8 protein-coding genes and 1 pseudogene are annotated in these 12,825 nt (G+C 55.4%); 7 read left to right on the forward strand and 2 right to left on the reverse strand.

The genetic code is table 11. The annotated features are described in order from the left end of the window. The first annotated feature begins 2 nt into the window (after positions 1–2). Together ACT3UQ_RS09555 and ACT3UQ_RS09560 are read left to right on the forward strand one after the other, a co-directional pair. Positions 3–1,235 (forward strand): DUF6716 putative glycosyltransferase, encoded by a 1,233-nt coding sequence (locus ACT3UQ_RS09555; RefSeq protein ID WP_255248290.1) that lies wholly within the window; start codon positions 3–5, stop codon positions 1,233–1,235. Positions 1,236–1,529: 294 nt separating this feature from the next. Beyond that, positions 1,530–2,615 carry an inositol-3-phosphate synthase gene (locus ACT3UQ_RS09560; RefSeq protein WP_105554042.1) on the forward strand — a complete coding sequence of 362 codons (1,086 nt, stop codon included), beginning with the start codon at positions 1,530–1,532 and terminating at the stop codon, positions 2,613–2,615. Positions 2,616–3,550: 935 nt separating this feature from the next. On the opposite strand, the gene ACT3UQ_RS09565 is transcribed toward ACT3UQ_RS09560, so the two are convergent. Then, on the reverse strand, positions 3,551–4,999 hold the full coding sequence (locus tag ACT3UQ_RS09565) for a CCA tRNA nucleotidyltransferase (RefSeq protein WP_105569332.1): 1,449 nt from the start codon (positions 4,997–4,999) through the stop codon (positions 3,551–3,553). Positions 5,000–5,123: 124 nt separating this feature from the next. Between ACT3UQ_RS09565 and ACT3UQ_RS09570 the strand changes: the two genes are divergently transcribed. From ACT3UQ_RS09570 to trxA, 5 genes are all read left to right on the forward strand, one after another. Continuing rightward, the gene (locus ACT3UQ_RS09570; RefSeq protein WP_105554043.1) at positions 5,124–5,663 is read left to right on the forward strand and encodes an NUDIX hydrolase; all 540 of its coding nucleotides are present in this window, start codon (positions 5,124–5,126) and stop codon (positions 5,661–5,663) included. Next, entirely contained in the window at positions 5,647–7,404 is a 1,758-nt protein-coding gene (murJ, locus tag ACT3UQ_RS09575; protein WP_258133631.1) for a murein biosynthesis integral membrane protein MurJ, read from the forward strand. The genes ACT3UQ_RS09570 and murJ overlap by 17 nt, the downstream gene beginning before the upstream one ends. A gap of 98 nt (positions 7,405–7,502) precedes the next feature. After that, entirely contained in the window at positions 7,503–9,089 is a 1,587-nt protein-coding gene (locus ACT3UQ_RS09580) for a hypothetical protein (RefSeq protein ID WP_146112483.1), read from the forward strand. Between the two features lie 100 nt (positions 9,090–9,189). Beyond that, positions 9,190–10,158 (forward strand): thioredoxin-disulfide reductase, encoded by a 969-nt coding sequence (gene trxB / locus ACT3UQ_RS09585; RefSeq protein WP_105554046.1) that lies wholly within the window; start codon positions 9,190–9,192, stop codon positions 10,156–10,158. A gap of 26 nt (positions 10,159–10,184) precedes the next feature. Beyond that, positions 10,185–10,508 (forward strand): thioredoxin, encoded by a 324-nt coding sequence (gene trxA / locus ACT3UQ_RS09590; protein WP_096282898.1) that lies wholly within the window; start codon positions 10,185–10,187, stop codon positions 10,506–10,508. 1,790 nt (positions 10,509–12,298) lie between these two features. Here trxA and ACT3UQ_RS09595 read toward each other — a convergent pair. After that, positions 12,299–12,418 (reverse strand): annotated as a pseudogene (locus ACT3UQ_RS09595) (ATP-binding protein); the annotation flags it as partial. Positions 12,419–12,825 lie beyond the last annotated feature (407 nt).

Here is a 12,825-nt window from a genome sequence, read left to right on the forward strand (position 1 = left end):
TCGTGAAACCAGCAATTCTTGCGGTCGCGGATTCAGACTCGTATCTGAAACTCGCCACCACATTCCTGCACCGTCTGGGCCCGAGTTGGGACCGTCGCGTCGTATTGGCGCGCACCCCTGTCATGCCCACCGAAGAACAGATCGCCGCAGCATTCGAGGGAACCGACCTCGACCCCGCAGATCTAGAGGTCTTAGCCTTGAATCAGTTCAATGCGCAAACCGTTGGCGAAGATGTCGTCTTCGCCGCCGCCACTGGGCCAGTGGTCGCCGAGTTGTATGCTCGAATGCTGCGCACCGAGCCGGTGGACCAACGACGCACCGCGCTGATCTCCGCGCTTCCCGGGGTCGCCTATCCTGCCACCCGCAAAGGATGGAATTACCGCCGGCCAGGTGACGCATTCATCTGCCATTCACACGCCGAGGCGCGCGATTTTTCATTTATGAACCTCGACCACGAGGGTCATCAGCCAACGATCATGGTCAGCAAGCTTCCCTTTCTGCGTTCCTCGGGTTTTCCCACCAGTTCATCTGCCCCGATCAAGCGACTGGTCTTTGCACCGCAGGCCAAGGTGCCTGTCGGTAAATCCGAACGCGAGAGCATTCTGGTCTCGCTCGAGCAGGCCGCTCGGCTCAATCCGGGACTGGAAGTCATGGTCAAATTGCGAGCGCGCGCTGGCGAACCGCAGACGCATCTCGAGGCCTACCCCTATGACCTACTTTTTGAAGAGCTTGTTCGCTCTGGCCGGTTGGGAAAGTCCACGCATCTGCGCTTCGTGACCGGCAGCATGTCTGAAGTGCTTACGGAGCATAGCGCGCTCGTGACCGTTTCATCCACGGCAGCGCTCGAGTCGATCGATCGCGGATTGCCGACCATGGTGCTCTCCGACTTCGGCGTAAATGCCCAGATGATCAACGTCGTTTTCGAATCCTCCGGATTGCTCGGTACTCTGCAGGACCTCGAGGACCTGAACTTTGAACCGGCAAACAAGCCCTGGCTACGAGAAAACTATTTTCACCGTGTGGACAACACGTTCAATGAATCTTTGACCATCCTCGCGCATCGTGCCCGGGGCGGTCAGCTAAAAACAGATCCCGAGATTCTGGCTTTCATCAAGCACCAACCACTTCGTCAACGGGTCCGGACGGCACTTCCGACACCAGTGCTCAGGGTATTGCTGAAAATTCGCAGACACATGAAGTTGTCACGACAATCAAACCCAAGGTCCATGTCATGATCAAAATTATCTATGCGAGTGACGTAGGAAATTCGTTATTCTTTCAGTAGCAGTCATAGGCATAATTGGCTTTGCTCTTGTACAAGAATAGCTCCTTGATCCGCCTTTTCCCGGATTGCTGCATGCCAAACTCACCACGATCAGCCTGCCTTCCGTTGAAACATCCGGTGATTGCAACCACTATGGGAATGTTTCTTGGCCAAAAGGTCTTAAGATCATTAAGGGCCCATTAATAGACTGTGCTATCGCGCGGTCATTTTGCCCACAGATTTGTATATTTCATTAGGAGTTCATGTGTCGGCGAGCCCGATTCGCGTTGCCATTGTTGGTGTGGGTAACTGCGCCACTTCCCTTATCCAAGGTGTCGAGTACTACCGAAGTGCCGACGAAAATGCCTCTATTCCGGGCCTGATGCACGTGCGATTCGGTGATTACCACGTGGCCGACGTTGAATTCGTTGCGGCATTCGATGTGGATGCGAAAAAGGTCGGCCTCGACCTATCCGACGCTATCCTGGCCAGCGAAAACAACACCATCAAGATCGCCGACGTACCAGCCACCGGTGTCACCGTGCAGCGCGGGCCCACCCTGGACGGTCTGGGCAAGTACTACCGGGAGACCATTGAAGAGTCGACCGCCGACCCTGTTGACGTCGTCAAGGCGTTGAAGGAAAACAAGGTCGACGTCATGGTCTGCTACCTGCCGGTGGGTTCCGAAGACGCAGCAAAGTTCTACGCTCAGTGCGCTATCGATGCAGGCGTTGGCTTCGTCAACGCCCTGCCGGTCTTCATTGCCGGCACCCCGGAGTGGGCACAGAAGTTCACCGATGCAGGCGTGCCAATCGTGGGCGACGACATCAAGTCGCAGATCGGCGCCACCATCACACACCGTGTGATGGCCAAGCTCTTCGAAGACCGTGGCGTGGTGCTTGATCGCACCTACCAGCTGAACGTCGGCGGCAACATGGACTTCAAGAACATGTTGGAACGCGATCGTTTGGAATCCAAGAAGATCTCCAAGACTCAGGCAGTCACCTCGAACACCTCGGCCAAGCTCACCGCTGACGACGTGCACATCGGACCTAGCGACTACGTTGCCTGGCTCGATGACCGCAAGTGGGCGTTCGTTCGCCTCGAGGGACGCAACTTCGGTGATGCTCCGGTGAATCTGGAATACAAGCTAGAGGTTTGGGACTCGCCAAACTCGGCCGGTGTCATCATTGATGCTGTGCGTGCAGCCAAGATCGCGCTTGACCGCGGCATTGGCGGCCCGATCCTGTCGGCTTCGAGCTACTTCATGAAGTCCCCACCAGAGCAGTACGACGACGAGTCGGCTCGCGCAAAGGTCGAAGCCTTCATCCGCGGCGACATCGAACGCTAGAAAGTCCCCCGGGACGAAGCAAAAAAGATCCGTGCGTGGAATTCTGGAATAGAGTTCCATGCACGGATCTTTTTGTATGCTCCTTCTATAGCGCGCGGCTTGCCCCGGACGCGGAGAAGCCCGCCGGCTGATAGGCCGGCGGGCCTCTGCTGAATTGTTTGCGAGTTCATTTCGCACCCCTTCCTGTAGTTGGCAACAACGGTAATGGCGTTGAGCTCAACTATCGGATACGGAGGTACATTTCCGGTGGCACATGGTTGACCAACTCCCGCTGACTTAGTCGGCGGTTTAATTCGGCACTATCAAGTTGCTTCCGGTTCTTAGCAAAACGCTTTTTCATTATTGTTCCCTCCCTTCTAAACAGATCGGGGAGGTGGGAAGGTCCTGGTGCGTAGTAGAAACTGCGCGAGCTTTCAGGCTTTCGGGACCTGCGAAGATGAGTTCCGAGGTTCGAACGGCCCGTTGAACAGAGCTATCAAAAAGTGGAGCAGACATGAAAAAAGTTCCTAAGGGAGAATGTCGATTACTGACTGACCGCCCCAGGAACTTTTGCTTGAATTCGTAGAAGTCTAGGAATCCATCATTCCGGAGGCAGGGGAAACGCCATGGCGCGCGGCAAAGCCGAACCAGCAATTTGAAAAGGCCATTTTGCCTGATCGCATGCCGCCATAATTCCAGTTATCTCGATTTGTAATCACGTTTCCCACCTCCTAAAAATCTGTCCGAGTCAATCGCGCAAAAGCCCGAGACTCACTTAGTATTGTCTTTTTGATCCGCAAGTCTCATTGAGACTTCCCAATCACAATATTCAGCATACATGGAGAATTTCGCACGCGCCAGTGATTTACTCAAATTCTTCAATAAGTTTCTTTAAAGCCGTGTAGGGACGCTCTGGGCCTGCCCCAAAACGTCCCTACCTGCGCTAATTGCAACTACTATTCAGCTGCTGGTTGCTGAGATTCCGGTTGTTCCGCCCACCATGCACGGAGTCTTTCTGCGGCGACTTGCTCTCCCAGCGGCCCGTCATCCAAACGCAGGTTGAGCATGAAATTGTAGGCGCGACCTACCAATGGCCCGGCTTTAATGTCCAGCAAAGCCATAATCTGTTCACCATTCAAATCTGGACGAATGGACTTCAGCTCTTCCTGCTCGGTAATTTCAGCTATCCGCGTCTCTAGATCGTCATAGGCAAATCCGAGGCGCTCGGCCTTACGGCGGTTGCGGGTCGTGACATCCGACCGGGTCAGGCGGTGCAATCGCTCAAGCAGTTCGCCCGCGTCGGTCACATAGCGGCGCACAGCCGAATCGGTCCAACCGGCGTCTCCATAGCCGTAAAAGCGCATGTGCAGTTCAACCAGGCGCGCCACCGCTTTGGTGGTGTCCTTGTCGAATCGCAGGGCGCGCATGCGCTGTTTCACCAATTTCGAACCGACCATGTCATGGTGGCGGAATGAAACCGCGCCATTGGACTCGAACTTACGAGTTGCAGGCTTTCCAGCGTCATGCAGCAACGCCGCGAAGCGAAGAATGAAATCTGGCCCTGGAACGGGGCCCTCGCTATCGGTTTCATGTCCTATGGCTTGTTCAAGCACGGTCAGCGAATGCTGATAGACATCCTTGTGCCGGTGGTGCTCATCGATTTCCAAGCGCAGCGCTGAAACCTCGGGCAGCACCTTGTCTGCCAAACCCGAATCGACCAGCAAATCTATGCCCGTACGCGGGTCGGCTCCGTTGATCAGCTTGATCAATTCGTCGCGTACTCGTTCGGCAGAAATGATATCGATGCGCTCGGTCATTTCGCTCATCGCCTGGCGAACCTCGGAGGACACCTCGATGCGAAGCTGCGATGCGAATCGTGCGGCTCGCATCATGCGCAACGGGTCATCCGAGAAGGAGATATCGGGGGAACCTGGAGTGCGGATTAGTTCATCGCGCAGCGAACTGACCCCGTCGAAGGGATCCACCAGTTCCAAATCGGGCAGACGTAACGCCATGGCATTCATGGTGAAGTCTCGGCGGTACAGGTCATCATGCAGGTTATCGCCAAAGGCAACGATTGGCTTGCGCGAATCCTTGTCATAGGCGTCAGCCCGGTAAGTCGTGACCTCTAATGTGTGCTCACCCTTTTTCAAGGCGATGGTCCCGAATTCGCGTCCCACATCCCAGATGTTGTCGGCCCATCCCGAGATCACCTTAACGGTTTGCTCCGGCTTCGCGCTGGTGGTGAAATCCAGGTCGGGAGAGACACGGCCAAGATAAAGATCGCGGACCGGACCACCAACCAGGGAAATCTCATGACCGGCACGAACGAAACGATCGGCGAGCTCGAAAATGACCGAAGGCAGGATCTGGCGCAGGGCGTCATGAGATGGAAGTGCGTACATAGTTCCTTAAGCGTGCCAGATTTCTGGTGTTCTCGCTTGAAAAATCGCGGAACTTCCTTGCGAGATACCTCTCTTGTCCAAGTCGCTAAGGCGTAGATCGCCAAAAAGTCGATAGAGTGGTTTCATGAACCGTCCGATCCCGTCTGCCCCAAAGCGCACGCCATTGACTGCGTCAATGGCTTCTGCGCAGGCGTCCGGCGGTCCTCAGACACTTCCAACGGTCGAAGAAGTTTCCTCCGGCGGCATTGTTATTGACTTTGACAACCCTGATTTTCCAGTCGCAATCATTGCACGGTACAACCGCGGTGGACGTTTGGAATGGTGCCTTCCTAAGGGGCACCCCGAGGGCGAAGAGATCAATGAGGAAGCTGCCGTCCGCGAGATCGAAGAAGAAACCGGCATTGCCGGTCGTATCCTCGCTCCGCTGGGCTCTGTGGACTACTGGTTCACAGTAACCAATTACCGGGTTCATAAGACCGTGCACCATTTCCTCCTGGAAGCCACCGGCGGACACCTCACGATCGAGAACGACCCAGACCATGAGGCGGTAGATGTCGCATGGGTACCCTTGAATGCGCTCGGTAAGCGTCTTTCCTTCCCTAATGAACGCCGGATCGCTGACCTGGCACGCGAGGTCCTTACGAAGTATGTCTCAGGTTCCTAATTCACCGCTCAGCCCCGATCAGCCGAATACCGGAACCCACGAACAGGTTACTGAACTAGCGACACCAGCGGCCCCGGCTTCCGGTGGAAGATCAAAAACCTATGCGCTGATGGCGTCGGGCACATTGGTTTCCCGCATGCTCGGCTTCGTCCGCACCGCCATGCTGGCCATGGCCATTGGTTCGGTCACCTCGGTGGCAGATATCTTCGAGAAGGCGAACGTCATCCCGACGATCATCTTCATGCTGCTAGCTGGCGGCGTCTTCAACGTGGTGTTGATTCCACAACTTATCAAGGCCTCCAAGGCCAAGGACCGTGGAGCCGCATACACCTCGAAGCTAGTCACCCTCACCATCGTGGTGATGGGTACGCTGACGGTTGTGCTGACCTTGTGCGCCCAACCAATTATCATTGCGCTCACTAACAACTGGACCGATCCGATGATCGCGCTCGGCACGGCGTTCGCCTATTGGTCCTTGCCACAGATCTTCTTCTACGGGCTATATGCGGTGCTTGGGCAGGTCCTCAATGCGCACGGCAGATTCGCCGCCTTCATGTGGGCTCCTGCGGCCAATAACCTGATCCAATTATTGGTAATCGGCTCGTTCATGCTGGTCTTCGGCGCCTATTCTTCGGGCGATCCGATGGATTCTTGGAGCACCGGAAAAACTATATGGCTTGCCGGCGGTGCGACCCTAGGCATCATCATGCAATCTCTCGTACTGCTCTGGCCATTGAAGAAGACTCACCTCAAGCTCCGCTTCGATTTCTCCTGGCGTGGGATGGGACTGCGCCGGGTCGGCCGGCTAGCTATCTGGACGCTGGCGGCGATGGTCATCGGCAACATCTCTTCTTTGATCTACTCGAAAATCGTCTCCGGAGCGACGGCGGCCCGTACCGAACTATCTGCCGAACAGGCCGCCTCAGTAGCCGGCGAATACGCGCTGAATACCTCGCAGCTAATCACCGTGTTGCCACATTCACTGTTCGCACTGACCGTGGCCACCGTCCTTTTTAATGACTTCACCCGAGCCTTTGCCGACCGCCGGCGCAAAGATATCGGACCACTGCTCAACCAGGGCATGCGCTCTACCGCAATCCCTATCATTTTCTTCACCGTGGTCTTCATCGTATTGGCCGGTCCGTTGGGGCGCCTCTTCGCCGGCAGTTCCGAAAATTCCGTTCAAGCGGCAGCCGCCATCGGCCAGTTGCTGGTCCTCACCGCTCTGGGGCTTCCGTTCAAGTCGATCCAGTTCTTCATGTTGCGCGTCTTTTTCGCCGACGAAGACACCCGGACTCCCATGCTGATCCAGAGCAGCATTGCCGCGATCGGTCTGATCGGCGCCGTGTTGGCAGCCTGGCTGGTCGACCCGATAAATATTGCCGCAGCGATTGCCTTCATCTACGGCATCACCAATGTCATCTCGGCAGTCATCACGCATTATCTGATCAAACGACGCTACGGCGACTATGGCGTCACCAAGGTCATCGACACCTATATACGAATCGGTTGGATGGCCACCCTGTCTGCAATTATTGGCTGCATTCCCCTGGCTTTATTGGGTGGTTTCAGCTTCGGATTCGCTTATGAATCGCTGTTCAGCGCCGCTGTCACGATCTGTGTTGTGGGCCTAGTTATGGCCATAAGCTTTGTGTTGTTGTTGCATCGGACCAAGGTCCCGGAGCTCGCCGGATTCCTCGGCCCGCTTATGCGCAGAATTCCGCGCCTTTCCAAGCCGTGATTCTGCTCAAATGACCAACAAATGACGGGTTTGGGCAGGTAACATGAAGGATGGTGGGTCTGCCTGCCGTTCGAAGCAATCAAACCTTGGAGATGCACGTGTCGCAGCCCATCGATGTCGGTTCTGTCCTTAGCGGGCGCTACCAGGTCACCGAAACCGTTCTGACCACAGCCGAGGGAGATCTGGTGCTTGGCGGCATCGATCAGGTGCTCAACCGATCGGTCAGCATCGTGGTCGCTTCCGCGGCCAACTCCTCGCAGCTGGCCACCAGCGCGCGTGAAATTGCCATGGGCGAGCGTCAGGCCAACGTCCAGGTACTGGACCTTGGGATCACCGAAACGAATCAAAGCTACTTAGTGGCGAACGTCGCCCGCTCAGCCGACCTGCTGGATCTGGTGCTCGAGGCACAAGACGCGCCGTACGTCGAACCGTTCTTCACTGATACCCTGGGCACCGAGCTATTCGGCGAGTCCCGTCAGTCGGTACCCGAGACTTACGAAGACGATGCTGAATACTACGAACAGCTGCGCTACGAAGACGAGCCTGAAGAACAGAACAAGGTTGGCAACGCGCTGAGCAGCGGGTTCGCCGGTTTGAAGAACCGTTTTGGCCGCAAGAATGCCACCGCCGCGGAATCCGTCGATGAAGACGAGTACGTCGAAGAAAATACCGACGATCAGACCGCACCCAATGCCCAGGTAACCACCCCCACGGTGGCAACCCCGATCTCACCGGCAAACAAGGCTTCTGCGACCCCTAAGCCCAAGGTGACCCGTCTGGACGACGATGAGGAACCCAATGTCACCGCAACGGCCGCCCTCGCGGCTGCGGCCCAGTCCAAGGGATCTGCTCCTAAGAAAGAGGAGCCGAAAAAAGAAGAGCCAAAGAAGCCTGCGCAGAAAAAGGCAGCAGCTATGGCCGGCATCGCCGCAGCTTCCGCACCGAAGGCTTCTACCTTCCCTGCAGCCGCCAAGGGCGTTCCTGCACAGGACGTTCCAGAGCCACTGGAGGAAGAGGAAGACGAAGGCACCTCGAAGGGCGTACGTCTGCTCGTGGGCGCCGTGCTGATCGCGGTGCTGATCATCGGCATCGTTTTCGCCTTCAACTTCTTGGGTGGCGCAGGTAAGGACACAACTGCCGATCCTTCGACCGCCCCGTCCGAAACCGCGGCCGCACCGACCCAGGACGAGGCTGAAACGCCAAGCGAGCCTTCACTGCCGGCTCCAAAGGTCGATGATGTCTCGCGTCTGGTGCCAGGCAACCAGCAGCTTAATGCGGAAACCGACAACACCCTCGGCGACATGATCGACGGCAATCCTTCGAGCACCTACAAGACCTACTCGTACACCACCAGCAACTTCGGTGGCTTCTCCTCGAATATGGTCTTCATCCTGGAGCTTGAAGAGGAATCGGGAATCTCCGAAATCAATCTCGAGGGCCTGAATGCCACCGGTGGCGACTACGAGATCCTCGTAGGTACCTCAGATGATCTGGGCGATGCGAAGTCTGTGGCCAAGGGCTCGTTCTCCGGTCCATCGATCTCCGTTCCGGTCAAGGGCGATGACTCCGATCAGATGGCAGGCACGCACGTATTCCTCAACGTCACTGACCTGCCACGCCGTGCTTCGGGCGCCAATGCCTCCCGTCCATTCGGCTTGCAGATCGGCGAGTTCTCCGCCAAGTAACAGAAGCGGAATTTTTTACCAAAGCAATGCGTTGAGGTGGATAGTGAGGTTAGACCTTGCTATCCACTTCGCATTATTAGAACGAAAGGGTTCTACCCTCGTGACTTCAGCACAGAACGACGAAATCCGCGACGTAATCATCGTCGGCTCCGGCCCGTCGGGTTATACCGCTGCGATTTACACCGCGCGTGCGAACCTGAACCCGTTGGTCATTGCCGGCTCAGTCACCGCCGGTGGCGAACTGATGAACACCACGGACGTCGAAAACTTCCCAGGCTTCCCCGAGGGCATCATGGGCCCTGACCTGATGGACAACATGCAGAAGCAGGCCGAGCGCTTCGGCGCCGAGGTGCTCTTCGATGATGTCACCGAGATGCAGCTCGACGGCGAAATCAAGACCCTGTCGTTGGCCGACGGTACCGTGTACCGCGCCCGCACCGTCATTGTTTCCACTGGCTCTGCCTACCGCGAGCTGGGCCTTCCAGACGAAAAACGCCTCTCCGGCCACGGTGTCTCCTGGTGTGCTACCTGCGATGGTTTCTTCTTCCGCGACCAGACGATCTCCGTCATCGGCGGCGGCGACTCCGCAATGGAAGAAGCTCTCTTCCTGACCAAGTTCGCGGCAAAGGTCATCGTGGTGCACCGCCGCAGCGAACTTCGCGCGTCGAAGATCATGGCGGATCGCGCCTTGGCACACGAAAAGATCGAATTCGTCTGGGACTCCGAGGTTGTCGGCATTAACGGCGAAAACAAGGTCAACGGCCTCGTCGTGAAGAACCGCAACACCGGCGAAGAGTCCACCCTGGATGTCACCGGAATCTTCGTAGCCATCGGCAATGATCCACGCGTGGATCTCGTCAAGGATCAGCTGGAGCTAACCGCAGAAGGCACCATCGCCGTCGACGGCCGTTCTTCGCGTACTTCGTTGCCTGGTGTTTACGCAGCTGGCGACGTCATCGATTCAAACTACCGTCAGGCAATCACCGCCGCAGCTTCCGGCTGCGCCGCTGCTCAGGACGTCGAGCATTACTTGGCCAACGTCAAGACCCCGGCCAAGGTAACCAACTAATAATTCGCAGAAAGGGGTTCACTCACATGAGTAACGCTAAGGCAGTAACCGAAGCAACCTTCCAGGCAGAAGTTCTGGAGTCCGAGAAGCCAGTAATCGTAGATTTCTGGGCAGAGTGGTGCGGTCCATGCCGTCAGCTGAGCCCAATCCTGGATCAGATCGCTGAGGAGCACGCAGACAAGGTCACCATCGTAAAGCTGAACATCGATGAGAACCAGGCGATTTCCGCGAAGTACGGCATCACCAGCATTCCTGCAATGTTCGTTTTCAAGGATGGCGAGCACGTCGCCTCCTCGCTCGGTGCTAAGCCAAAGGCTGTCATTGAGAAGGAATTTGCAGAATACCTGTAGATCCTAAGTAGTTGTCAAAATAGGCGTTGAGCTTTCGAGCTCAACGCCTATTTTTGTCCCTACCGCTAGTCAGGGCGTGGTGGCTATGCTCAGAAAACGCGCCTCAGAGCTACGACGTATTTAACCAAGTAATATAGCTTGTTTTCTCTCAAGTAAATTGGAGATTTCATTTCCATGTGTGTTTGTTGGTCAGATTCAACATATCGACGGAAAACACGGCGCTCACCCAACCGGCTGCAGGTAGCACGTGCGCTTCGATCTCTGGCTACTTCAACTTTCTTCGAAGCAACCCGTTAGCGTGCAAAGTAGTTTAGAGCACCTTCCAGATATCGATAGCCGCTTACCAACATGAGCATCTTCGGCGATTACTTTGCATAGATGACGACATCCGCTAGCGGCACCAATCTTCTTACCAGTCATGAATCCCGAGGCTGCCATGCACAAGTCGATCCTCGTTTGAAACTCAGTAGTGCTAGTCAGAAGTGAACTCATCTTTAAAATTTTCATGTTCCTGATTCCTATGTTGCTTGGGATATAGACCAGGAAAATTCAGGAAAAAGACTACCTTCGAGATTCGGCAGTAGAAGACGTGCAACGGTGCCTTGCGAGCTCAAAGAAGAAGACGCTGGATGGGGGTCTCTCAATGTAACGGCCCGCCCTACGACGTACCTGGCAAGCGTCTCTCCTCACTGAATGTGTCAAGTAATCAGGACCAGAAGCATGGAGCGAGAACGGACCGGATGGACCTCAGAACGTTCGCAACCATGTGTCGCTACTCTACTTCGATACAGCAAGTCCAGGAGACCGGTCCACGTAACCGGTACTGGTGTACCAGTTATTGAGAATTGGTGACCGCTGAACTACCTTCGCTGTCCAGTCGCTGCACTCGTGTCAGAGCGTCGATGCCAAGTCGTGGATATCGACGCGGTTCGGCTAATAAGGCGCTATCTCGGATACCCGTTTCTCTTTTGCGCTGACTAGCAACTCACTGAGCTTTCTCGGGAACGCGGCAACGAGAAGAACCGATCGGTCTTCATTGATTCGATTACTGGTGAGAAAGCAGGCTCCTAGAAGCACGCGTATTGTTGGGGTCATCTATTGGGAAAACGCAGGTCCAGTTGTACCTCGCCGAGATTATCAACGTGACCTATAGTCGTCGTAAGTAGTTGGTCGTTCAGGGGCCTTCATAGTGTTGTTGGCAGCCCACGGTGGACAGTTCCCGGGTCTGACGATAGCGCTGTGTCTGTGTACTCGAACGAGTGGACGCATGATGCCACGGTAGTTTGCCATCCGTCCTCCTAGAATAGATTCACCTCCCCCAAGTAGAGCATTTGACTCATTGTGAGGCAGCAATAATGCCTTCCAGTGGCCTTGCCAACGAAACACGATAATCTTCCGTCTGAGCCACCCTTAGAGCCCTTGAAGACCTCTGAATAAGCAGACCCTCTATGGGGAGACTTTCGGCGGATGTCGTAGAAAGCGAAGCAACGCCCGTATGGCTCGACGGCAACAGGCTCTGCACTCACTACAAGCAATCTGTCTGGCCTGCCAGGTTCAATTCAGGGGTTCACGCGGATACGAACTTGGATCGGTTTGTTCAGCATAGGATCTGGGTTGAGCCGGGCAACTTCAACATGTAGGTGCAACCCTCATGTCTACGGATCAAGGGTGTTGTTGAATATTAGTAGGTTTGGGGACCACCCAATATTGCCTTTGAAAGCCAGCGTTATTGCCGTTGGGGACCAGCAGCTGCCCTGAAGGGTGCCACTGGCCGCCAACGGTATTCCTTTCTATACGAGGTTCAACTGCTCACGCATGTTGTACGTCCCGGTTTCGCACCACGTCGTATTGTGAATGATTCGATCCATAATCGCGTCCGCATGCACCCCAGAACCAAGCCGCTGATGCCAGAGGCTTCGTTGTCAGAGGATCAATACACGTGTCGCTCCCGGAACTGTTCCACCTTCTGGTGGTTAGTTAGGTCCCGAGATCTGCCAGTGAAAACTTGACGTTAAGAGTGAATGTTCGTTGGCGCAGCCGCAATCAGTTCTGAAATCGACCGAACCTCATTTATCAGACAATCAGGTCCGCCCGCCCCCGATCGTCGAACGGTGAATACCATGTCGTCTCGCAAATAGCGTTGTTTCACGTGAAACAAACGTCATTTCTGGTCTGGCCTCGAAAGGGCTAGATTCCATTCTGTCTTCCGTTGATTGACGTTCGAAATCGCGCGTCGACGATCGCCGTTTTCAATAATGGAAGGGACCAGTAGCGCACAATTCTGTACCCGAAGAACATATTTGCGTCCCGTGCTGAC

Origin of the sequence: Glutamicibacter sp. AOP12-B1-11 (assembly GCF_052379245.1) — a bacterium.
Lineage (GTDB): Bacteria > Actinomycetota > Actinomycetes > Actinomycetales > Micrococcaceae > Glutamicibacter.